Below are 20,431 nucleotides of genomic sequence, written 5' to 3'. Positions count from 1 at the left end.
AGATGTCAACCTCCAACGTCCACGAGGCGAAGACGAACCTGTCCAAGCTGCTCGACGCCGCCGAGCGCGGCGAGGACGTCTACATCACGCGACGCGGCGGACGGGTCACCCGGTTCGCACTGGTGCCCGCACCGCGCACGCCACGGGCGGAGCTCTTCGGCGCGCTGCGCGGCCGGATCGTCTACGCCGGGGACTACGACACCGCCGACGCCGAGATCGCCGACATGTTCGCCGAGGACTGACGGATGCACGTCCTCCTGGACACCAACGCCCTGCTCTGGCTGCTGGGTGGGGACGAGCGACTCGGTCCGGACGCTCGCCGGAGCGTGGAGGCGGCCGAGAGCCTCGCGGTCTCGGTCGCCAGCCTGTGGGAGATCGCGATCAAGGTCTCGATCGGAAAGCTGGGGCCCGTCCCCGGGCTGTACGCAACGGTCCGGGACCTGGGCCTGGACCGCCTCGACATCACCGACGCCCACCTCGCGTCGGTGGAGGCCCTGCCCTGGCACCACCGCGACCCGTTCGACCGCCTGCTGATCTGTCAGGCGCTGACCGCGGGCCTTAGCGTGCTCACCGCCGACGACGCCTTCGCCGCCTACGGCGTGCCCGTGCTCGACGCCCGGCTCTGATCGGCCGGCTCCGGCACGTCCTCCGCCGCCCCGTCGACGTCGGACCGGACGAGGCCGAGGCCGGACAGCGGCCCGTCGCCGTCCTCCTGCTCCAGCAGTGCGAGCAGGACGTGGCCGGTGCTCACGGCCTCGTGCCCGAGGCGCAGCGCCTCGCGGAAGGTCAGCTCCAGGGCCTTGCGAGCGGGGGCGTCGAAGGGGACGAGGGCGGGAACCTCCGCGGCCGGCGGCGGCAGCACCGCGGTGGCCGCCGCGCGCACCGCGGCGGGCTCCAGCCCCTTCGCGGCGAACACCTCCGCCGCCGCGGTGCCGGGCTGGGCGAGCAGCCCGAGCACGAGGTGGCCGGGGGTGATCGTGTCGTGGCCGCCCGCGTGGGCCTCGTTCTGCGCCGCCACCACGACACCGCGGGCGGGCGGGGTGAAGCGGGCGAAGTTGTCCGCCGCGTCGCCCTTGGGCACGAAGCGCTTCTGCACCGCCTGCTTCGAGACGCCCATGCTCGCGCCGATCTCCGTCCATGACGCGCCGGAGCGGCGGGCCTGGTCGACGAAGTGGCCGATGAGGTGGTCGGCGACGTCCCCGAGGGCGTCGGCGGCGATCACCGCCCCGGACAGGCGTTCGAGCGGTTCCTCGTGGACCTTCGAGATGGCCGCGATCAAGTCGTCGAGCCGGACCGGGTTGTTCATGCGGATCGTCATGCGTCAACCGTAGGTTGACGATGAGGCCGTCGTCAACCTCGGGTTGACGCTCACCGCGGACCGTCGGGGGACGGCGCTACCGTCGGCCCATGACCACGTTCCCGGACCGTCCGCACACCGCCCTGCTCGTCGTCGACGTCCAGAACGGCGTCGTCGCGCAGGCGCACGACCGCGACGCGGTCGTCGGCGCCGTCGCCACGCTCGTCGACCGTGCCCGCCGCGAGCGGGTGCCGGTGGTGTGGGTGCAGCAGACCGACGACGAGATTGTCCGGGGCAGCGACGGGTGGGACATCGTCCCCGAGCTGGCCCCGGCCGACGGCGAGCCGCGCATCGAGAAGCAGCACGGCGACTCCTTCGAGGCCACCGAGCTGGCCGGGATCCTCGCCGGGCTGGGAGTCGGCCGCGTCGTCGTCGCGGGCGCCCAGACCGACGCCTGCATCCGCGCCACGCTGCACGGCGCGTTCGTCCGCGGCTACGACACCGTGCTCGTCACCGACGCCCACACCACGGAGGACCTCACGGCGTACGGCGCCCCGCCGCCCGCCCAGGTCATCGCCCACACCAACCTGTACTGGGGTTTCCAGAGCGGCCCCGGCCGCACGGCCACCACCGCGGTCGCCGCGGAGGTCGACCTCGTCGGGGCGGCCGGTCAGCCGATCGCGAACACCGCGTAGCCGAAGCCGGCGGCCGACACGGCGTCACCTTCGACCTGCACGCCGTGGACGACCACGGGCTCGGCACCGCGGGCGTGCGGGGTGCCGAACCCGGCGGGGTCGCGCCGCGGGTTGACGACCACGAGGTGGGTGTCGCCGCGCAGGTAGGCGAGCGGGTAGCCGTCGTGGAGCACGCGGGTGGTGGCGCGCCCGCCGAGCGCGGGCGTCGCCCTGCGCAGCGCGAGGAGCCGGCGGACCAGGTGCAGCGTGGAGTCCGGGTCGCGCTCCTGCGCCGCGACCGTCGGCCGGTCCGGGTCGGGGTCGACCGGCAGGTACAGGCGCGCGGGGTCGGCGGTGGAGAACCCGGCGTTGGGGCCGTCGTCCCACTGCATCGGCGTGCGGCAGCCCGACCGGTTGTAGCCCGGGTTGCAGATCGACCCCTCGACCTCGGGCAGGCCCGGCAGGTAGCGCATCCCGATCTCGTCGCCGTAGTAGATGCACGGGACGGTTCCCCAGGTGAGCAGGAACGTCCACGCCGCGCCGAGCTGCTCCGGGGTGCGCGGGCCGCAGCGCAGCCGGTCGAAGTCGTGGTCGGCGCTGGACAGGATCACGGGCCGGGCGGGGTCGGCGTCGCGGACGGCGTGCCAGGCGTCGAGGAAGGTCCGGGTGCTGCCGCGGCCCTCGGCGTCGAAGAAGGGGGGCCGGGGCTCGTGCCAGGGCAGGGTCCCGGCGGCGTGGTTGTCGAACAGGCTCGCGTGCTCGGTCTTGATGACGAGGAAGAAGTCGGCGTGGAAGGCCGGGGGCTCGGCCGTACGGGGCTCGTCGCCCTCGGGGACGAGCACCGCGTCGGGCCACGCGGTGTCCATCCACCCGCGGATCTCGCGCCACAGCGCGGAGGTGAGCGGGTTGCCCCGGGCCGCGGCGCCGTCGTCCTTGACGAGCGAGAAGGCCATGTCGACGCGGAACCCCGCCACGCCGCGCTCGAACCAGAACGCCATGACGTCCTTGAGCGCCTGCACGTTGCGGCGCGGGCCCGGGTCGGTGACGGCGTCGCGCCACGGCTCGTCGGCGGTGACCCAGCCGAAGTTCAGCGCGGGCTGCTCGTCGTAGAAGTTCTTCAGATACCAACCGCGCCGCGGCCCGGGGGACGGCACCCAGGCCGGGGTACCGGGGAGGCCCGCGTCCCAGGCCCGCCGGGGCTCCTCGTCGGCCCAGACGTACCGGTCGCCCTCCGGATCGGGGCCCTGCGCGTGCAGCTCCCGCTGGAACCACGGGTGCTCGATCGAGGTGTGCCCGGCGACGAGGTCGAGCAGCACCCGGATGCCGCGCTTCCCGGCCTCCGCCACCAGCTCGACCATGTCCTCGTTGGTGCCGTAGCGGGGGGCGATGCGCAGGTAGTCGGACACGTCGTAGCCGGCGTCGACGAACGGGGAGGCGAAGCAGGGGTTGAACCAGATGGTGTCGACACCGAGCGAGGCGATGTGGTCGAGCCGCCCGATGACGCCGCGCAGGTCACCGACGCCGTCGCCGTCGGAGTCGGCGAAGGACTGGGGGTAGATCTCGTACAGGACGGCGTCGCGCAGCCAGTCGGACATGGGCCACACTCTGTCGGACCGTGACGCACCGATGAGTCCGGGGCGCCCGCGGCGTCGGTTCTCCGTGCACACCGCCCGCCGCATGTTCGAGCTGCTGGAACCGATCTGCCTCGTCACCTACCTGGCCGACGAGCCGAACGAGGAGCTGGCCGCGCTCGGCCACCGCACCTACTGGGACGGCTACTTCGCCGCCCGCGCCGCGCCGCTGGGCCGGGTACCGGCGCAGGTCGTGCACGCCGCCTTCTACAGCTTCGCCGAGGGCGAGGCCGCGCGGCACATCCCGGGCGCCTGGGAGACGGTCCCGCCCGAGGAGTCCTTCGCCGCGTGGCGGCGGGGCAGCGCCGCCGCCGTGCGGCGGATCGTCGGTGAGGAGCTGGCGACGTCGCCCGGCCTGGCCCGCGCCGCGGACCTGACCGCCGCGGCCGCGACGGGCGCGCCGACGCAGGGCCGCGTGCTGTACGCCGGATGGCGCTCCCTGCCCGTGCCCACCGAGCCGGTGACCCGGCTGTGGCACGCCGCGACCATGCTGCGCGAGCACCGCGGCGACGGGCACGTCGCCGCACTGGTCGGCGCCCGCATCGGCGGCACGGAGGCCCACGTGCTGTCCGCGCTGCGGATGGGCGTCCACCCGCCGGAGTCGTTCGGGCGCCTCCACCACCTGCCGCGGGCGCGGCTGGCGCAGGTCATGGCCGGGCTGCGCGAGCGCGGACTGATCGACGCCGGGGGCCGGTTCACCGAGGCCGGGCGCGCGACCGCGCAGCGCATCGAGGACCTCACCGACGAGCTCGCCGCCGCGCCCTATGACACCCTCTCCCCCGCCGAGCTCGACGAGCTGACGGCGCTGCTGGAGCCCGTCACCGCGCGGATGGTGGCCGCGGGGTCGCGGTGACCGGCGATCGCCGGCGTGGCCGGACCGACGATCCACGGAGGGACGATGGCGGTGGTCGCGGCCGGTCGGCGCCACTCGGTCGGGTGCCGGGCGGAGGGCACGGTCGTGGTCGCCGGGGACGGCCGGGCCGGCGAGTGCGACGTCGGCGCGTGGACGGACATCGTCGCCGTGGCCGTCGGGAACGTGCACACCGCGGCCAACACCGGTCGGGCGCACACGGTGGGGCTGCGCCGGGACGGGACCGTCGTGGCGACCGGCTGGAACGGGGACGGCCAGTGCGAGGTGCACGGGTGGCGGGGCGTCTCCGCCGTGGCGGCCGGGTGGCGCCGGACCCTCGGGGTGCTCGCGGACGGGACCGTGGCGGCCGCCGGCCGCGACGCCGAGGGCCGGTGCGACGTCGCGCACTGGCGCGGGATCCGGGTCGTCGCCTGCGGTGACTGGCACTCCGTCGGTCTCCGGGCGGACGGGACCGCGCTCGCCACGGGGAACGACCGGCGCGGCCAGTGCCGGGTCGACGACTGGCGGGACCTCGTGGCGGTGGCCGCCGGCTCGCTGTACACCGTCGGCCTGCGAGCGGACGGCACCGTCGTCTCGACGCCCGGCGGTCCGGCACCCGGCGTCTCGCGGTGGCGGGACGTCGTCGCGGTCTCGGCCGGCAGCCACCACGTCGTGGGCCTCCGCGCGGACGGGGCCGTTCTGGCCGCCGGCGACAACGGCCACGGACAGTGCGACGTCGGGGCCTGGCGGCACATCGTCGCCGTGGCGGCCGGCTCGTCCCACACCCTCGGGGTGCGGGCGGATGGCACGGTCGCCGCCGTGGGGAGCAACGCGGACGGTCGGTGCGAGGTGCACGGGTGGCGCGGGATCCGGACCTGAACGGTGGCGGCCTGCGACGGTCGCATTCGCACATGGTCCGATCTGCGTGAACGCTTTCGCGACGTGACGCCCTGCCCCACTCCATCCGGTCCTTATCCTGTGCCCGTCAGCGAAGAGCGTTCGTCACGATCGACGTCAACGCGAGACCCGTCGCCCCCCGGCCGACCGGTTGCGCCTGCGCGTTCGACACGACCGTCTCCTCCCGGCGCGACTCGTAGATGTCGCCGGTGAACCTGACCGACCTGTAGCGCCCTCGCTCCCGGGACAGCTCCGTGATGTTGCCGGTGCCGGAGCCGTCGACCAGGCGGTGGAACTCGCGCGCTGTCGACTCGTCGCCCATGTCGACCCAGGACACCGCGACGAGGACGACGTCACCCCGACCGTCGCGCAATTCGAACGACGCACGATGCATCCCGACGCAGGGATGCTCGAGCAGGTACTCCTTGACCTGCCCGTACGCGTGAGCGGCACAGTTCGTCGAGTCGTCCGTCGCCCGCGCTCGCACCTGCACACCGCGGGCGACGATGCGAGCCTCGGCAGCCTGGGACTGACGGCTACTGACGTTGGGCTGCCCACGGGCGCCTGAGGATGCCGACGTTCCTCCGCCGGCCGATCCGATCCCCAGGGCGGACGTGCCACCCGACCCGACGGCGATGGCCAGCAACGCGGCGAGAAGGAAGGTGCCCGCGCCTCCGCCCTTGTCGCTGCCGCCGCCGGCTCCCCCGATCCTTCGGCCCACTTCTCCCCCTTCGGCACGCTGGCAGAGTCTTCGTGCCCCCGCGGATGTCCGTTACGGACGACCGCACCGCCCTCGCCACCTCCGGAGATCAGGCGTCGACCGGGCGCACGCCAGGATGGGCGCCGTGGGCGAACAGATGGCGCGCATGCTGCGCAACGAGTGGTACCTCGACGAGCCCGACCTGCAGGAAGCCCGTCTCCGGTGCCTGCGGATCCTCGACCGGTTCAACGCGACGCAGGCCGACGACGACGAGCAGCGGCGCCTGCTCCTGGGCCGGCTGGTCGCGGGGCTCGGTCACGAGGCGGTCGTCATGCCCCGGTTCCAGTGCAGCTACGGCTCACAGATCACGCTCGGCGCCCGGAGCTTCGTCAACCACGACGGGCTGTTCATGGACGACGCCGTCATCGAGATCGGCGAGGACGTGCGGATCGGCCCACGGGTTCAGCTGCTCACGGCCACGCACCCCGTGGAGGATCACGAGCGCCGCCGCGCCGGCTGGGAACGCCCCCTGCCGATCGTCGTCGGGTCGAACGCGTGGCTGGGGGGCGGCGTGATCGTCTGCCCCGGCGTGACGATCGGGGAGAACGCCGTGGTCGGAGCGGGCAGCGTGGTCACCCGGGACGTCCCGGCACAGGTCCTCGCGGTCGGCAACCCGGCACGCGTCGTCCGGGAGATCTGAACGGTCCGGAACGGGCCCTGGTCAGACGTTGAACCGGAACGGATCGCCAGATCGCGCCGACCTGCCACTACTCCCCCGACACTGGTACTGACCTGCACGAACGCTGGTCGGTGATTGTCGCTGTTCCCCGCTGCCGATGGGCGTCCTGACGAACGAATGACGAACGGCCGGACCTCTGATCTTGCACCCACTACGGGCTCGTGCGGCATCCCGTCGACCTGGCGCAGCCCGACCGCACGGTGTCCCGGGCGCAGCCAGCCTGCCCGACCGCGACCGCGCGTTGCCAAGCATGCGCCCGGGACGCCGTGTGGTGCCCCTCGGGGACGTCGACGGGATGCCGCATCCGTGTCCGCCCCAATCGCGTGCGGGTGCCATGGAACTTGGCCATCCCGGAGACCTGTCTGTCCGGCGAGGACAATTGGGCGAGCTGACGTAGTGTGATGAGGTTGGTGCCCGCTGTACGATCTTGATACGCACCGACTTCCGTCGGACGCCTCCGAGCACAGTTGAGGGAGTCTGTCAGCAGGTGTGGAGCGTCTGGGTCGCGGACTTGGCCATCAGCGACCGGGTCGCTCAGAAGATCTGGCAGCGGCACCATATCCGCCCTGTCGAGGTGCGTGATGCCGTCGTCTGCGTAGCAGGTCTGCCCGGTCGCTGGGACGATCACCCGGAGCGCGGACGACGAGCAGTCATCGACGTCACCATCAGAAACCAAGAAGCCACCGTTGTGCTCTACCCGCGCCAGCATCCGATGGGGGATGCTTGGAACCTGGGAAGCGTCTACTTCGTGGACTAGGAGGGAGGTACCAGATGAACGACGACGACTTCTACGAGGACGATGAGCCCATCGAGGCGATCCGAGCGATCCGTCACAGAGAGCCAGACTTCATCACTCGCAACCCCGCCACGCGTGGAGTAACGCTGTACCTCGGGCCATCCCCATCAACGGGTCGATGGGAACAAGCCGCTGAGCCTGCGACGCTTGGAGCAGCCGCGTGCCCCTGACTAAGCCGCGGATCGAGTTTAAGATCATTCTTTGTGATGCCGCGCAGGCAGATTCGGCCAGCGGGAAACTTCACATGCTGGGTGCTGGCTGGACGATGATCGGTACTCCGACATCGCCTCACGCCGTCGCCCTTATGGTTCAGGTCCCTTGGGACCGGGCTAACGAGAAGTTGCCGGTGCTGATCGAGCTGCTGGACAGCGATGGCAGGTCGGTCGAGATCCCTGGCGAGGGCGAAGCGCAGCTCATTCGCGGGGAGGCGGTGCTGGAGGTCGGGCGGCCGCCGGGCGTCTCCCACGGTAGTCCGCTGAGCGCGGTCTTCGCGCTGAACGTGGCTCCGCTGCCCTTGCCCCCCGGCCGGTATGAGTGGCGAGCCTCAGTCGCTGGCGACACAGCCGCAGAGTCCTTCCAGGTCATTGGGCATCAGCTAGCGCCCTGATGCTCGCGGCACAGCTACCAGCAGTCGCGCGCCGCCCGCAGGGCAGCGCTTTGAAAAGGGAACCAAACTCTGAACACCGCAGCCGATGGGTGCGTCGGACGTGTCCTGAGGTGCGCCGATAGGAGCGTCTACCTCAGGCGTCATCGACTGAAGCCGGTCGCGACCAATCCTGCGTCCGTACGCATGATGCAGCTGGTGGAGCGAGCCGAGGCGACGGCCAAGCAGTTCTGAGCGATGCGTTGCCCCGTCGGTGCATGTGCGTGACGTGGCGGCTCGGGCCGGCCGTCTCGCGCCCCACCTCTACTGTCGCAAGACCCGCCGCGACGCCACGCTGCCGACGGCCAAGCTGCACGACCTCCGGCACTTGTACGCCTCAGGGCTGATCGCGGCCAGTTGCGACGTAGTGACCGTGCAACGGGCGCTCGGGCGCTCCTCGCCGACTGTCACCCTCAACACCTACGCGCACCTCTGGCCCACCGCCGAGGACCGGACGCGGGCCGGCGCGGCGGCGATGCTCGCCGAAGTTCTGGGACGTACTGACGAACCACTGACGAACGACGACGCCGCGTAGGCAGCTGACCTGGACGAACGGGCCCCGGTCAGACGTTGAACCGGAACTCCACCACGTCACCGTCCTGCATGACGTAGTCCTTGCCCTCCATCCGCATCTTTCCCGCCGCCTTGGCCGCGGCCATCGAGCCGGCCGCGATCAGGTCGTCGTAGGACACGATCTCGGCCTTGATGAAGCCGCGCTCGAAGTCGGTGTGGATCACGCCCGCGGCCTGGGGGGCGGTGGCGCCCTGCGGGATCGTCCAGGCGCGGGCCTCCTTCGGCCCGGCGGTGAGGTAGGTCTGCAGGCCCAGGGTGTGGAAGCCCGCGCGGGCCAGGGAGTAGAGGCCGGGCTCGGACTGCCCGATCGACTCCAGCAGCTCGCGCGAGGACTCCTCGTCGAGCTCCAGGAGCTCCGACTCGACCTTGGCGTCGAGGAACACCGCGTCGGCCGGGGCCACCAGCTCGGCGAGCTCCTTGCGCTTCGCGTCGTCGGTGAGCACGCCCTCGTCGGCGTTGAAGACGTAGAGGAACGGCTTGGTCGTGAGCAGCGTCAGCTCGCGCAGCGGCTCGGGGTCGACGCCGGCCGCGAACGGGGTGGTCCCCCCGTTCAGCAGCGAGACCGCCTGCTCCGCGGCCTCCAGCACGGGGCGGCGGTCCTTCTGCATCCGCGCCTCCTTGGTCAGGCGCGGGACGGCCTTCTCCAGCGTCTGCAGGTCGGCGAGGATCAGCTCGGTGGAGATCGTCTCGATGTCCGACGCCGGGTCGATGCGGTCGTCGACGTGGATCACGTCCGGGTCGTCGAACACGCGGACGACCTGGCAGATCGCGTCGGACTCGCGGATGTTGGCCAGGAACTTGTTGCCCAGCCCGGCGCCCTCGGAGGCGCCCTTGACGATCCCGGCGATGTCGACGAACGACACCACCGCCGGCACGGTCTTCGCCGAGTTGTGGATCTTCGCCAGCTCGTCGAGGCGCGGATCGGGCAGCGGGACGACGCCGACGTTGGGCTCGATCGTGGCGAACGGGTAGTTCGCGGCGAGCACGTCGTTGTTCGTCAACGCGTTGAACAGCGTCGACTTGCCGACGTTGGGCAGGCCGACGATGCCGAGGGTGAGAGACACGAGGGACGAGGGTAGTCGCCGCCGGCCGGGCGCCCCCCGCCCGCCGGTCCGGCGGGCCACGGGTCGACCCGTTGGGCCGTTCGGCGGTACGGACGGCGGCCAGATCACGCATACGACGTCGCCGACCGGTGACGAGGGGTGGGGATCGTGCACGGAACCGTGCGGACGCTGCTCGCGGCTGCGGCCGGGGCGGCACTCGTCGCCAGCTTCACGACCGTGGTCCGGCTGTCGGACGAGGCGGCCGCGGCCGCCTCCCCGGTGGCCGCCGAGGCCGCCACCATCGCCCGCGTGGGCCTGGGCCCGACGGTCGACGACGCCTACCCGCGGGTGCCCGACGCACCGGCGCCCCCGGCCGTCGTGCCGACCCCGGCGCCCGCCGCCGTCGCGCCGCCCGCACCCGCCGCGGAGCCCGAGCGCGCTCCCGAGCCCGCCGCGGAGCCCGAGCGCGCTCCCGAGCCCGCCCGTCGCGCCGCACCCGCGCGCCCCGCCGAGCCGGCCGCGCCCGCGCCGCGGCGCGCACCCGTCGAGACCCCCGCCGCCCGGGCACCCGCCGCACCGGCGCCCGCTCCCGCCCCGGAGCCCGAGCCGGTCGAGGCGGAGACACCGGACGAGCCGGTGCGCGACGAGCCGGTGCGCGACGAGCCGGTGCGCGACGAGCCGGACGAGGCCGGGCCGAGCCGCGAGCGTGAGCCGGACTCCCTACTCGGCCGCGTCACCGAACCGCTGGGCGTGTCCTGCGGCGGCCTGCTCGGCGGGGCCTGCGGCTGAGATCAGTCCAGCGCGTCGAGCCGGTAGCCCATCCCGCGCACCGTGACGATGCGCTCGGCGCCGAGCTTGCGGCGCAGGTACCGCACGTAGACGTCGACGACGTTCGAGCCCGGGTCGAAGTCGTAGCCCCACACGTGGGAGAGCAGCTGCTCGCGGGAGAGCACCTGCCCCGCGTGCCGCAGGAACGTCTCGGCCAGGGCGAACTCCCGCGCCGACAGGTCGACCGTGCGGCCCTCGACGTTCGCGCGCCGCATCCGTAGGTCGAGCTGCAGGCCGCCGTGGCTCAGGACCGTCAGCTCGGCGGAGCGGTCGCTGGTCAGCCGCAGCCGCACGCGGGCCAGCAGCTCCTCGAACCGGAAGGGCTTGGGCATGTAGTCGTCGGCGCCGCCCTCCAGCCCGGCGACGGTGTCCTGCACGCTGTCGCGCGCGGTCAGCACGATCACCGGGATCGTGCAGCGGTCCGAGCGCAGCTTGCGCAGCACCGCGAACCCGTCCATGCCGGGCAGGCCGATGTCGAGGACCAGCAGGTCGTAGGCCCCGGTCACGGCGTAGTCGAAGGCCGAGATCCCGTCGGCGACGACGGTGGTGACGAACCCGTTGGCCGTCAGGCCCTTCTCGACGAACGCGGAGATCCGCGGCTCGTCCTCGGCGATCAGGATGCGACTCACGAACTCTCCTCGGGCAGGATCGCCGGGACGGCGATGGTGAAGGTGGCACCCCGGCCCACGACGCTGTCGAGCAGCACCTGGCCCCCGTGGGCGACCGCGATCGCGCGGATGATGGACAGGCCGAGCCCGGCGCCCTCGGAGCGCGGGCCGGTGGACGTGCCGCGGGCGAACCGCTCGAAGATGCGGGCCCGGTCGGCCTCGGCGATGCCGGGGCCGGAGTCGGCGACCCAGAACCGCAGCTGCCCGCCGGCGAGCTGCGAACCCAGCGCGATGCGGTCACCGGGACGGGTGTAGCGCACGGCGTTGTCGGCGAGCGCGACGATCGCCTGCGTGACGCGCTGCGGGTCGATCTCGGCGTCGACGCGGGCCGCGGTCTCCAGCACCCACTCCCGCTCACCGAGCTTCACGATCTTGCCGAACACGTCCTCGGTGAGCTCCGCGACGTCGGTCAGCTCCGGGTGCAGGAACCGCGGCTGTTCAGACCGGGCGAGCAGCAGCAGGTCGGAGACCATGCGGTTCATCCGGTCCAGCTCGTCGTCGACCAGCTCCACGGTGGAGGTGACGTCGGCCGGATCGCGCGCGTCGAGCACCTCCAGGTGCCCGCGCACGATCGTGATGGGCGTGCGCAGCTCGTGCCCGGCGTCGTCGACGAAGCGGCGCTGGGCGTCGACGCCGGTCTCCACGCGGTCGAGCATCGCGTTGACGGTACGGACGAGGTCGCGCAGCTCGTCGCCGTCGTCGGGGCCGGGGGCCAGCGGGATGCGCTGCGACAGGTCGGTGTCGGTGATGGAGCGCGCCGTGGCCGCGACGTCGCGCAGCGGCCGCAGGATGCGGCCCGCCACGAGCCAGGCCCCGCCGGCGGCGAGCAGCGAGGTCAGCGCGCCGACGAGCAGCATGATCCGGGCCGTGGAGTGGGCGGGCTCGCGCTCGGCGTCGGCGAGGTAGGCCGCGACGATGACGCCCGTGCTGCCCGCCGGGTCGGCGAACTCGATCGGCACGGCCAGGTAGAGCACCTCACCCGCGGTGCTCTCGTAGGTGTCCTGCACCGGCGCGGTGACACCGCCGACCAGGCCCGTGAACGCCGGGTCGTTCTGCAGCACGGCGGGCGCGGCGTCGGCGCGCCGGCTCTGGTAGGCGAACTCGCCGTCGACGTAGCCGAGGAACTTCTCGTTGGGCCGCGCCTGGTTGTAGGCGATCGCGGCGTCGAGCACCTCACCGACGGACGCGAACGGCGCGCCGTCGCGCGGGTTGACGCCGTCGGCGACGACGGACCCGAACTCCTGCACCTCGTTGAGCAGCGCCGCCCGCATCCGGGTGTCGGTGTCCTGGAGCAGCAGCCGCCAGGTCACGAGCGTGACGACGCCCAGCGAGACCAGCACGAGCGCCAGCGCCCAGGCGACGATCCGCGTCCGCGCGGTGCCGGGCCGGCGCATCCGCCGGACCGCACCGGCGGGCGGGGCGGGCGCCGGGGCGGTCGTCATGGGGTCCTCGGGGGCGGGGCGACGGGGCGTCGCGACGGTGCCGGTCGGGTTCATCCTCGCCGACCGTCCCGCTCCGGGCCGGTGGTCACCGCGTCAGTCGTCGTCATCCGGGCCGTCGTCGTCGGGTCCGTCGTCGTCGTCATCGTCGTCGTCGTCGTCCGCGGGCGGGGGCGCGACGTAACCGTCGGGGTCGCCGGGGGCCACCTGCTCCGGCACGATCCCGCTCCGCTCCGGCGGGACCGCGGGCACGACCGGCACCGGCGCGGCGGGGTCGACGGCGGCCGGGGCCTCGACCCGGATGGGCTGCACGGGGATCTCGTCGCCGGAGCCCGCCCGCCCCGCGGTGACGCCGACCACGACCCCGGCGACGATCAGCAGACCGACCGCCGCGGTCAGGGGGGTTCGCATGCCGTCGATCCTGCGGGGTGGGCGTGACCGGACGGTGAGATCCCGATGAGACGGCTCTCATCCACCCGGGTCGGCGACGTCCGATTCCCGCCAGTGCGGGCACGCGCGGAGTGGCAGAGTCGCTCCCGTGCCCCTGGACCACGACCGCTGCTACAACGCCCTCGCCTCGCGCGACGCGCGGTTCGACGGCCACTTCATCGCCGCCGTGCGCACCACGCGCATCTACTGCCGCCCGTCCTGCCCGGCGATGAAGCCCAAGCGCACCAACGTCGAGTTCCTGCCGACCGCCGCGGCCGCGCAGCTGCGCGGCTACCGGGCCTGCCGCCGCTGCCGGCCCGACGCCGTGCCCGGCTCGCCGGACTGGAACGCCCGCGCCGACCTCGCCGCCCGCGCGATGCGCCTGATCACCGACGGGCTCGTGGAGCGCGACGGCGTCGGCGGGCTCGCGTCCTCGCTGGGCTACTCGACGCGCCAGCTCACCCGGGTGCTCACCGCCGAGCTCGGCGCGGGCCCGCTGGCCCTGGCCCGCGCCCACCGCGCGCACACCGCGCGCCTGCTGATCGAGACGACGCCGCTGGGCATGGCCGACGTCGCGTTCGCCGCCGGGTTCGCCAGCGTGCGGCAGTTCAACGACACCGTCCGCGAGGTCTACGGCGTGGCGCCGACGGTGCTGCGGGCCGAGGCCGGGCGGCGCCACCCCGCCCCCGTCGCCGGCACGCTCGTGCTGCGCCTGCCCCACCGCACCCCCCTCGACGCCGACGGTCTGCTGGCCCACCTCGCGGCGCGCGCGCTGCCGGGGGTCGAGGAGGCGGGCGACGGGCGGTACGCCCGCACGCTGCGGCTGCCGCACGGCGCCGCGACCGTCGAGCTGGCACCGTCGGACGGGCACGTGCGCGCCACGCTGCGCCTGGCCGATCCGCGCGACCTCGGCCCGGCCGTCGCCCGCCTGCGCCGGCTGCTCGACCTCGACGCCGACCCGGTCGCCGTCGACGAGGTGCTGGGCGCCGACCCCGCGCTGGCCCCGCGCGTGGCCGCCGTGCCCGGCATCCGCGTGCCCGGCACCGTCGACGGGCTGGAGACGGCCGTGCGCGCGGTGCTCGGGCAGCAGGTGTCGCTGGCCGCGGGCGTCACCGCGACGGCCCGGCTCGCCGCCGCGCTGGGCACCCGGCTGCCGCCCGCGCTCGCCGTCGACGGCCCGGACCTGCTGTTCCCGACGGCGGAGGCCATCGCCGAGCACGGGGCCGACGTCCTGACCGGGCCGGCCCGCCGCATCGCGACGGTGGTCGGGCTGGCCACGGCCGTCGCCGACGGCTCGCTCGTGCTCGACCCCGGACGCGACCCCGCCGGGCTGCGGGCCGCGCTCCTCGCACTGCCCGGCGTCGGGCCGTGGACGGCGGGCTACGTCGCGATGCGGCTGGTCGGCGACCCCGACGAGCTGCTCGCCACCGACCTCGCGGTCCGCCACGGCGCCGCCGCGCTCGACCTGCCGTCCGACGTGGACGGCCTGACCGCACGCGCCGCGGCCTGGCGGCCCTGGCGCTCCTACGCCGCGACCCACCTGTGGCGCGTCGCCGCGACGACCCCCCGGAGGAAGCCATGAGCATCCACTCCACGCTGGACACCCCGATCGGCCCGTTCACGGCCGTCGTCGACGACACCGGGGCCGTCCTGGCCTCGGGCTGGACCGCCTCGCTCGACGACCTGCTGCCGCTGATCCACCCGACGCTGCGCCCGTCGTCGACGACCGGGGGGGACCTCGGCGCCGTCGGCGAGGCGATCACCCGCTACCACGCGGGCGACCTGTCGGCGATCGACGACGTGCCGGTGCGCCAGCGGTCCGGTGACTTCCTCGTCCACGCCTGGGACGTGCTGCGCACCGTGCCCGCGGGCGCCCCGGTGACCTACACCGAGTTCGCCGCGAAGTCCGGGCGCCCCGCGGCGGTGCGGGCGGCGGCCTCGGCCTGTGCCCGCAACGCCGCGGCGCTGTTCGTGCCGTGTCACCGGGTGCTGCGCACCGACGGCACGCTCGGCGGGTTCCGCTGGGGGGTGGACGTCAAGCGGCGGCTGCTCGACCACGAGTCCTGACCGGCGTCAGCCGCCGATCGCCGTCGAGGCGCGCAGCCGGAGCTGACCGAAGATCGTGTTCGACTCGTCGAGGGTGCCGGTGCGGATCTCCCAGGTGTAGGGCAGGTTCTCGTAGACGCCGGTCGAGATCGTCACGCCGGCGTTGTTCGCGGCGGTGTAGAGCGGCCCCTGCCGGACGCCGTCGACGGTCCACGCGTCGTTGTCCTCGACCCGCGGGCCGAGGTCCGCGGTGTCCTGGTACCACGCCTGCGCGGCCGCCTGGTCCGGCCACTGCGCGAAGAACACCGTCGCGCCGGGGACGGTGGCGGAGTAGTCGCAGGTGTACCCCTCCGTCGGGACCACCCCGGTGCTCGTCCCCACGTCGACGCCCGACGGCGCGCACGTGGCGTCGTCGACGTCCGGGAAGACGCTGGCCAGTGCGCGCGACCGCGCGGCCGCCGACGTCGTGGGCGCCGCCGCCGACGTGGTGGCGGCGGCGGTCGTCGCGGGCGCCGCCGCCGGTGGGGCCTGGGCCGGGGTGGTGCCCCCGCACGCCGTCGCACCCACCAGGACGAACGCCCCGACGGCCACCAGGACACCGTTCGAGCGCATGCGCTCCCCCATGAGTTCTCCTTCGTCACGCCGACCCGGCTCCGCCGCCGGTCGACCGCTGTCCGCCCCCGTCGCCGCCTTCTGGACGTCCCGGACGATGTCGATCGGGTGCTCGGCGGGGACGGGGACGGCGTTACGTCCGCCGCGGGGCCGCCCCGGGCGTCACGCCAGCGCGAGCAGCGGGTCGACCAGCTCGGCCGGGACCGGCATGTCCGCGATCTCCGCGGCGATCCGCTCCGCGGCCACCCGCAGGCCCGGGTCGGTGAGCAGCCGGGCCAGCACGTCGGTGGTGATCCCGCGCGCGGGCACGGCCAGCCCGGCCCCCGCCCCCGCGACGGCCTCCGCGTTGCCCCGGCGGTCGCCGATGCCGGGCAGGAGCAGCTGCGGGCACCCGGCCGCGAGCGCGCCGAGCGCGGTGCCCGCACCGCCGTGCTGCACGATCGCCGTCGCGGCCGGGAGCGCGGCGTCCAGCGGGATCCAGCCGGTCGTCGTGACGTTGGGGGGCAGCGGCCCCGCGGCGATCTTCGGGACGGGCCGGACGAGCACGACGTCGGCGTCGAGCCCCGCCGCGGCGGCCACGACCGCGCGCGTCGGGTCCCCCGGCCCGGGCCCGGGGACGGTGCTGCGGCTGACCAGCAGCCGGGGCCGCGGACCCGGCACCGCCAGCCCGGCGGGCAGGTCGGCCCGCCCGGACCAGCCGGTGGCGGGGCGCATCGGGAGGTGCCCGGGCGCGGCGCCCAGCGCGGGCGGCCGCACGGTGACGACGGCCGCGGGCGGCGGCAGGCCGGGGCCCAGCCCGTGCCGACCGATCGCGTCGGCGAGCCCGGCGGCCGCGGTGCGCGACGCCCACTCCCCGTCGAACAGGCCGTTCTCCAGGAGCACCGCGGGCACCCCGACCGCGCCCGCCGCCAGCGCGCCCGCCGGGGCCCACGGCTCGTACACGACCAGGTCGGGGCGCAGGGTGCGGACGAGCGCGACGAGCGGGTCGGCCATCCGCCGGTTCAGCGCGCCGAACAGGTGCCGGGCGAGCTCCTGCCCGCCGCGCCCGGCGACCTCCGCCCACACCGCGCGCGGGTGCCGCAGCGCCACCGCGGCGCCGACCCGGCCGAACCGCAGGCCCGGGGTGACGTCGTGGGTCTCGACGCCGCCGCTGTCGACCCCGAGCGCGGTGTCGCCGGTGGCGATCGCGACGTCGTGACCGGCCGCCTGCACCGCGGCGGCCAGCGGCAGGAGCGCGGTGAGGTGACCGGCGAGCGGGGCGGCGACGACGAGGAGGCGCACCCGGGCACGGTAGCGACTCGCACAGGTGTTCGACCGTTCACCGATCGGCCCCGGCCGCCGGTCCCGGCCCGGGCGTGTCCGCCGCGGATCTGTCGGGGGTGCGTTGCAGGGTGGACGCCGTGGACACCGCCGTGCTTCTCCTGGGCCTGCTCGTCGGGCTCGCGCTCGGGGCCGCGGGTGCGTGGGCGCTGGTCTCCGCCAGGGCGCGGGCCACGGTCGCCGAGGCCGCGCGCACCGCGGCCGACGCCTCCGCCATGGCCCGGGCCGACGCGGCCGGGGTCCGGGCCGAGCGGGCCGGGCTCGTCGCCCGCGTCGCCGCGCTCGACGCGCAGTTGGCGCAGACGCTCGACCGGCTGCGTGCCGCCGAGTCCGACGCGGCGGGCGCGCACGCCGCACTGCGCAGCGAGCGCGAGGCCGCGGCCGGGCGCGAGGAGCTGCTCACCCGCCGCGACGCCGAGCTCAAGCAGGCCTTCGGGGCGCTGTCGGCCGACGCGCTGGCCCGCAACAACGAGCAGTTCGTCGCCCTCGCAGAAGGCCGGTTGAAGGAGGCCACCGCCGCGCTGCACGCCAGGGCCGATGGCGACGCCGCCGCCCGCGCGCACGCGATCAGCGCCCTGCTCGACCCGATGACGTCCACGCTGCAGCGGGTGGAGGGGCAGCTGCGCGACGTGGAGAAGGAGCGCGAGTCGGCCTACGCGGGGCTGCGCGAGCAGGTGGCCACCATGCACCGCAGCTCCGAGCAGCTCCAGCACGAGACGAAGTCACTGGTCAACGCGCTGCGGGCGCCGCAGGTGCGCGGCCGGTGGGGCGAGCTGCAGCTGGAGCGGATCGTGCAGCTCGCCGGCATGGTGGAGCACTGCGACTTCTCCACCCAGGTCACCGGGAAGGGCGAGGACGGCGGCGTCCGCCCCGACATGGTGGTCCGCCTCGCGGGCGGCAAGCAGGTCGTCGTCGACGCGAAGGTGCCGTTCGCGGCCTACCTGGAGGCGGTGGAGAGCCGCGACGACGCCACCCACCGGGAGCGGCTCACCGCCCACGCCCGCCAGCTGCGCCAGCACGTCGACACGCTCTCGGGCAAGGCGTACTGGGCCGCGTTCGCGCCGTCACCGGAGTTCGTGGTGCTCTTCGTCCCCGGCGACCCGTTCCTGGAGGCCGCGCTGCAGGCCGACCCGTCGCTGATGGAGCACGCGTTCGCGCAGAACGTCGTGATCGCCACCCCCAGCACGCTCATCGCGCTGCTGCGCACCGTCGCGTACTCGTGGCGGCAGGAGGCGCTGGCCCGCAACGCCGCGCAGGTGCACCAGCTGGGCAAGGAGCTGCACGGGCGGCTGGCCACGATGGGCACCCACGTCGCCAAGCTCGGCCGCAGCCTCGACGCCGCCGTGGGCAGCTACAACCAGACCGTCAGCTCGCTGGAGTCGCGCGTGCTGGTCACGGCGCGCCGGCTCACCGACCTCGAGGTGGCCGACGACGAGCTGGCCGCGCCCGGCCAGATCGAACGCGCGCCACGCGTGGTCTCGGCGCCGGAGCTGGTGGCCTCGGCCGCCGACGCGCTGGTGGCCCTCGACCACCACGAGCGGCACGAACGCGAACCCGATCGCGGCCGCGCGGCGGACGACCGGGGAGGCGAGACCCGGGCTAACGTGGGCCGATGACCGATGCCCCCGCGAGGAAGGGCGCCCCCGCGAAGACCCTCGACGTGGCCGAGCGCGGCGCGGGTGGGCGCTGGCCGGTGCCCGAACGCTCGCTGCTCGCCACCGTCCTCGGGGTGCCGCCGCTCGCGGCCGTCGGGCTGGCCGCCGGTCTGACGCTGCTCGGCGTCCTGCTCGACCTTTTCCGGATCGGCACGCTCGGCGCGGTGTTCACCGTCTGCTACCTCGGCGGGTGCGTGCTGTCGGTGGCCTGGGTGCGGCGGCGCAGCCTGTTCGGGCCGATGGTGTCGCCGCCGCTGCTGCTCGCTGTCGCCGTTCCCGTGGTGGTGCTGCTCGCGGGCTCGCCGCGCCCGGGCACGGGCATCTCCGAGCGGCTCATCACCATCGGCGCGCCGCTGGTCAACAGCTTCCCGACGATGGCGTGGACCACCGCCGCCGTGCTGTCGCTGGGGGTCGGGCGGATCCTGGCCCAGCGGGCGGCCGTGGAGGCCGCCCGCCCGCCGGAGGGCAAGCGCAGCGCCACCGGCCGGCGCGGGTCGGTCCGCAGGCCCGCAGCCGGGAAGGACGCGGCCAGGAAGGACGCGGCCGGGAAGGACGCCCCGGGGAAGGTCAGCGCGAAGCCCGCGAAGGGCGCAGCTCGCGGGGCAGCGAGAAGGTCAGCGTCTCCTCCGCCGTCGTGATCTCCTCGACGGAGTCGAAGCCGACCTCGGCGAGACGGTCGAGCACGCCGCGCACCAGCACCTCCGGCACCGACGCCCCGCTGGTGAGGCCGACCGTCCGCACGCCGTCGAGCCAGGCGTCGTCGATCTCCCGGGCGTAGTCGATCAGGTACGACGCCCCGGCCCCGGCCTGCAGCGCCACCTCGACCAGCCGCACCGAGTTCGACGAGTTCGTGGAGCCGACCACGAGCACGAGGTCGCACTGCGCGGCCATCGCCTTCACCGCGACCTGGCGGTTCTGCGTGGCGTAGCAGATGTCGTCGCTCGGCGGGTTCTGCAGCGCCGGGAACCGCTCGCGCAGCGCGTGCACCGTCTGCATCGTCTCGTCGACGCTCAGCGTGGTCTGGGACAGCCAGATGACCTTCTCGGGGTCGCGCACCGTCACTCCTCCGACGTCCTCGGCGGACTCCACGATCTGGATGTGTTCGGGGGCCTCGCCGGAGGTGCCCTCGACCTCCTCGTGGCCGTGGTGCCCGACCAGCAGGATGTCGTAGTCCTCGCGGGCGAACCGCTTCGCCTCGTGGTGCACCTTGGTGACCAGCGGGCAGGTGGCGTCGATCGTGCGGAGCTCGCGCTCGGCGGCCTGGGCGTGCACGGCGGGAGAGACCCCGTGCGCGGAGAACACCACGAGCGCGCCGGGCGGCACCTCGTCGGTCTCGTCGACGAAGATCGCGCCGCGCTCCTCGAGGGTCTCGACGACGTGCTTGTTGTGCACGATCTGCTTGCGGACGTACACCGGTGCGCCGTGCTGCTCGAGTGCGAGTTCGACGGCCTCCACGGCACGGTCGACGCCGGCGCAGTAGCCGCGCGGCTTGGCGAGCAGGACGCGCTTCACGGGGTCGGACATGCCCCCAGCCTACGGACGGGTCCGCCGCGGGGCCGCCGATCGTGTCCGGTCGCACCCACCCCGGGCT

Annotated in this window: 24 protein-coding genes; 14 read left to right on the top strand and 10 right to left on the bottom strand. The window is 74.3% G+C overall.

Annotation, left to right across the window (positions count from 1 at the left end; translation table 11 throughout):
* Positions 1–2 precede the first annotated feature (2 nt).
* Positions 3–242, top strand: a complete 240-nt coding sequence (locus tag PHY01_RS14795; RefSeq protein ID WP_141279240.1) for a type II toxin-antitoxin system Phd/YefM family antitoxin — start codon at positions 3–5, stop codon at positions 240–242.
* A 3-nt stretch (positions 243–245) separates the two neighbouring features.
* The gene (locus tag PHY01_RS14790) at positions 246–626 is read left to right on the top strand and encodes a type II toxin-antitoxin system VapC family toxin (RefSeq protein ID WP_141279239.1); all 381 of its coding nucleotides are present in this window, start codon (positions 246–248) and stop codon (positions 624–626) included.
* Here the strand turns inward: PHY01_RS14790 and PHY01_RS14785 are convergent.
* A complete protein-coding gene (locus PHY01_RS14785) occupies positions 593–1,318 on the bottom strand; it encodes a Clp protease N-terminal domain-containing protein (RefSeq protein WP_174824122.1) in 726 nt (241 codons plus the stop codon). The two genes, PHY01_RS14790 and PHY01_RS14785, sit on opposite strands and share 34 nt — an antisense overlap.
* A gap of 89 nt (positions 1,319–1,407) precedes the next feature.
* Between PHY01_RS14785 and PHY01_RS14780 the strand changes: the two genes are divergently transcribed.
* Positions 1,408–1,992, top strand: a complete 585-nt coding sequence (locus PHY01_RS14780; protein WP_141279238.1) for an isochorismatase family protein — start codon at positions 1,408–1,410, stop codon at positions 1,990–1,992.
* Here PHY01_RS14780 and PHY01_RS14775 read toward each other — a convergent pair.
* Positions 1,968–3,566, bottom strand: a complete 1,599-nt coding sequence (locus PHY01_RS14775; protein WP_141279237.1) for an alpha-amylase family glycosyl hydrolase — start codon at positions 3,564–3,566, stop codon at positions 1,968–1,970. The genes PHY01_RS14780 and PHY01_RS14775 overlap by 25 nt on opposite strands.
* 82 nt (positions 3,567–3,648) lie before the next feature.
* Between PHY01_RS14775 and PHY01_RS14770 the strand changes: the two genes are divergently transcribed.
* Both PHY01_RS14770 and PHY01_RS14765 read left to right on the top strand, forming a co-directional pair.
* Positions 3,649–4,455, top strand: coding sequence for an SCO6745 family protein (locus tag PHY01_RS14770; RefSeq protein ID WP_141279236.1), 807 nt, complete (start codon positions 3,649–3,651; stop codon positions 4,453–4,455).
* Positions 4,456–4,500: 45 nt separating this feature from the next.
* A complete protein-coding gene (locus PHY01_RS14765) occupies positions 4,501–5,331 on the top strand; it encodes an RCC1 domain-containing protein (RefSeq protein WP_141279235.1) in 831 nt (276 codons plus the stop codon).
* 106 nt (positions 5,332–5,437) lie between these two features.
* Here the strand turns inward: PHY01_RS14765 and PHY01_RS14760 are convergent, their stop codons facing one another.
* The gene (locus tag PHY01_RS14760) at positions 5,438–6,070 is read right to left on the bottom strand and encodes a hypothetical protein (RefSeq protein ID WP_141279234.1); all 633 of its coding nucleotides are present in this window, start codon (positions 6,068–6,070) and stop codon (positions 5,438–5,440) included.
* A gap of 124 nt (positions 6,071–6,194) precedes the next feature.
* On the opposite strand from PHY01_RS14760, the gene PHY01_RS14755 reads away from it, so the two are divergent.
* The 4 genes from PHY01_RS14755 to PHY01_RS14740 all read left to right on the top strand — a co-directional run bounded on the left by PHY01_RS14755 (position 6,195) and on the right by PHY01_RS14740 (position 8,762).
* The gene (locus PHY01_RS14755) at positions 6,195–6,749 is read left to right on the top strand and encodes a sugar O-acetyltransferase (protein WP_218030164.1); all 555 of its coding nucleotides are present in this window, start codon (positions 6,195–6,197) and stop codon (positions 6,747–6,749) included.
* Between the two features lie 550 nt (positions 6,750–7,299).
* On the top strand, positions 7,300–7,545 hold the full coding sequence (locus PHY01_RS14750) for a hypothetical protein (RefSeq protein WP_218030163.1): 246 nt from the start codon (positions 7,300–7,302) through the stop codon (positions 7,543–7,545).
* A gap of 199 nt (positions 7,546–7,744) precedes the next feature.
* Positions 7,745–8,191, top strand: a complete 447-nt coding sequence (locus PHY01_RS28230) for a DUF6941 family protein (RefSeq protein WP_344253286.1) — start codon at positions 7,745–7,747, stop codon at positions 8,189–8,191.
* A 265-nt stretch (positions 8,192–8,456) separates the two neighbouring features.
* Positions 8,457–8,762 carry a site-specific integrase gene (locus PHY01_RS14740; protein WP_246085908.1) on the top strand — a complete coding sequence of 102 codons (306 nt, stop codon included), beginning with the start codon at positions 8,457–8,459 and terminating at the stop codon, positions 8,760–8,762.
* Positions 8,763–8,790: 28 nt separating this feature from the next.
* Here the strand turns inward: PHY01_RS14740 and ychF are convergent, their stop codons facing one another.
* Entirely contained in the window at positions 8,791–9,864 is a 1,074-nt protein-coding gene (gene ychF, locus PHY01_RS14735) for a redox-regulated ATPase YchF (RefSeq protein WP_141279230.1), read from the bottom strand.
* 147 nt (positions 9,865–10,011) lie between these two features.
* On the opposite strand from ychF, the gene PHY01_RS14730 reads away from it, so the two are divergent.
* On the top strand, positions 10,012–10,632 hold the full coding sequence (locus tag PHY01_RS14730) for a hypothetical protein (protein WP_141279229.1): 621 nt from the start codon (positions 10,012–10,014) through the stop codon (positions 10,630–10,632).
* A gap of 2 nt (positions 10,633–10,634) precedes the next feature.
* Here PHY01_RS14730 and PHY01_RS14725 read toward each other — a convergent pair whose 3' ends face one another.
* Genes PHY01_RS14725 through PHY01_RS14715 form a run of 3 tightly spaced genes read right to left on the bottom strand, consistent with a single transcriptional unit; the run spans position 10,635 to position 13,189 of the window.
* Complete coding sequence (locus PHY01_RS14725; RefSeq protein ID WP_141279228.1) at positions 10,635–11,300, bottom strand: response regulator transcription factor; 666 nt, start codon at positions 11,298–11,300, stop codon at positions 10,635–10,637.
* On the bottom strand, positions 11,297–12,835 hold the full coding sequence (locus tag PHY01_RS14720; RefSeq protein WP_246085907.1) for a sensor histidine kinase: 1,539 nt from the start codon (positions 12,833–12,835) through the stop codon (positions 11,297–11,299). The genes PHY01_RS14725 and PHY01_RS14720 overlap by 4 nt, the downstream gene beginning before the upstream one ends.
* Positions 12,836–12,874: 39 nt before the next feature.
* Positions 12,875–13,189 (bottom strand): hypothetical protein, encoded by a 315-nt coding sequence (locus PHY01_RS14715; RefSeq protein WP_141279226.1) that lies wholly within the window; start codon positions 13,187–13,189, stop codon positions 12,875–12,877.
* Between the two features lie 127 nt (positions 13,190–13,316).
* On the opposite strand from PHY01_RS14715, the gene PHY01_RS14710 reads away from it, so the two are divergent.
* Complete coding sequence (locus PHY01_RS14710; RefSeq protein WP_141279225.1) at positions 13,317–14,789, top strand: AlkA N-terminal domain-containing protein; 1,473 nt, start codon at positions 13,317–13,319, stop codon at positions 14,787–14,789.
* Positions 14,786–15,274, top strand: coding sequence for a methylated-DNA--[protein]-cysteine S-methyltransferase (locus PHY01_RS14705; RefSeq protein ID WP_141279224.1), 489 nt, complete (start codon positions 14,786–14,788; stop codon positions 15,272–15,274). Before PHY01_RS14710 ends, PHY01_RS14705 begins: the two co-directional genes overlap by 4 nt.
* A gap of 6 nt (positions 15,275–15,280) precedes the next feature.
* On the opposite strand, the gene PHY01_RS14700 is transcribed toward PHY01_RS14705, so the two are convergent.
* Complete coding sequence (locus tag PHY01_RS14700; protein WP_141279223.1) at positions 15,281–15,877, bottom strand: hypothetical protein; 597 nt, start codon at positions 15,875–15,877, stop codon at positions 15,281–15,283.
* Positions 15,878–16,027: 150 nt separating this feature from the next.
* The gene (locus PHY01_RS14695) at positions 16,028–17,146 is read right to left on the bottom strand and encodes a glycosyltransferase (RefSeq protein ID WP_141279222.1); all 1,119 of its coding nucleotides are present in this window, start codon (positions 17,144–17,146) and stop codon (positions 16,028–16,030) included.
* Between the two features lie 119 nt (positions 17,147–17,265).
* Between PHY01_RS14695 and PHY01_RS14690 the strand changes: the two genes are divergently transcribed.
* Both PHY01_RS14690 and PHY01_RS14685 read left to right on the top strand, forming a co-directional pair.
* The gene (locus PHY01_RS14690; RefSeq protein ID WP_246085906.1) at positions 17,266–18,801 is read left to right on the top strand and encodes a DNA recombination protein RmuC; all 1,536 of its coding nucleotides are present in this window, start codon (positions 17,266–17,268) and stop codon (positions 18,799–18,801) included.
* Positions 18,798–19,478 (top strand): DUF6542 domain-containing protein, encoded by a 681-nt coding sequence (locus PHY01_RS14685; protein WP_141279220.1) that lies wholly within the window; start codon positions 18,798–18,800, stop codon positions 19,476–19,478. The genes PHY01_RS14690 and PHY01_RS14685 overlap by 4 nt, the downstream gene beginning before the upstream one ends.
* On the opposite strand, the gene PHY01_RS14680 is transcribed toward PHY01_RS14685, so the two are convergent.
* Positions 19,408–20,364, bottom strand: coding sequence for a 4-hydroxy-3-methylbut-2-enyl diphosphate reductase (locus PHY01_RS14680; protein WP_141279219.1), 957 nt, complete (start codon positions 20,362–20,364; stop codon positions 19,408–19,410). The genes PHY01_RS14685 and PHY01_RS14680 overlap by 71 nt on opposite strands.
* Between the last annotated feature and the right edge of the window lie 67 nt (positions 20,365–20,431).

The sequence above is a fragment of the Pseudonocardia hydrocarbonoxydans genome, assembly GCF_006539565.1.
Lineage (GTDB): Bacteria > Actinomycetota > Actinomycetes > Mycobacteriales > Pseudonocardiaceae > Pseudonocardia > Pseudonocardia hydrocarbonoxydans.
This window is presented reverse-complemented; position numbering and strand designations above follow the sequence as displayed.

Excerpts from the sequence above, each read along its gene's own strand:
- PHY01_RS14795 (WP_141279240.1), top strand. The coding sequence starts at position 3 with ATGTCAACCTCCAACGTCCACGAGGCGAAGACGAACCTGTCCAAGCTG.
- PHY01_RS14790 (WP_141279239.1), top strand. The coding sequence starts at position 246 with ATGCACGTCCTCCTGGACACCAACGCCCTGCTCTGGCTGCTGGGTGGG.
- PHY01_RS14785 (WP_174824122.1), bottom strand. The coding sequence starts at position 1,318 with ATGACGATCCGCATGAACAACCCGGTCCGGCTCGACGACTTGATCGCG.
- PHY01_RS14780 (WP_141279238.1), top strand. The coding sequence starts at position 1,408 with ATGACCACGTTCCCGGACCGTCCGCACACCGCCCTGCTCGTCGTCGAC.
- PHY01_RS14775 (WP_141279237.1), bottom strand. The coding sequence starts at position 3,566 with ATGTCCGACTGGCTGCGCGACGCCGTCCTGTACGAGATCTACCCCCAG.
- PHY01_RS14770 (WP_141279236.1), top strand. The coding sequence starts at position 3,649 with ATGTTCGAGCTGCTGGAACCGATCTGCCTCGTCACCTACCTGGCCGAC.
- PHY01_RS14765 (WP_141279235.1), top strand. The coding sequence starts at position 4,501 with ATGGCGGTGGTCGCGGCCGGTCGGCGCCACTCGGTCGGGTGCCGGGCG.
- PHY01_RS14720 (WP_246085907.1), bottom strand. The coding sequence starts at position 12,835 with ATGAACCCGACCGGCACCGTCGCGACGCCCCGTCGCCCCGCCCCCGAG.
- PHY01_RS14715 (WP_141279226.1), bottom strand. The coding sequence starts at position 13,189 with ATGCGAACCCCCCTGACCGCGGCGGTCGGTCTGCTGATCGTCGCCGGG.
- PHY01_RS14705 (WP_141279224.1), top strand. The coding sequence starts at position 14,786 with ATGAGCATCCACTCCACGCTGGACACCCCGATCGGCCCGTTCACGGCC.
- PHY01_RS14700 (WP_141279223.1), bottom strand. The coding sequence starts at position 15,877 with ATGGGGGAGCGCATGCGCTCGAACGGTGTCCTGGTGGCCGTCGGGGCG.
- PHY01_RS14685 (WP_141279220.1), top strand. The coding sequence starts at position 18,798 with ATGACCGATGCCCCCGCGAGGAAGGGCGCCCCCGCGAAGACCCTCGAC.
- PHY01_RS14680 (WP_141279219.1), bottom strand. The coding sequence starts at position 20,364 with ATGTCCGACCCCGTGAAGCGCGTCCTGCTCGCCAAGCCGCGCGGCTAC.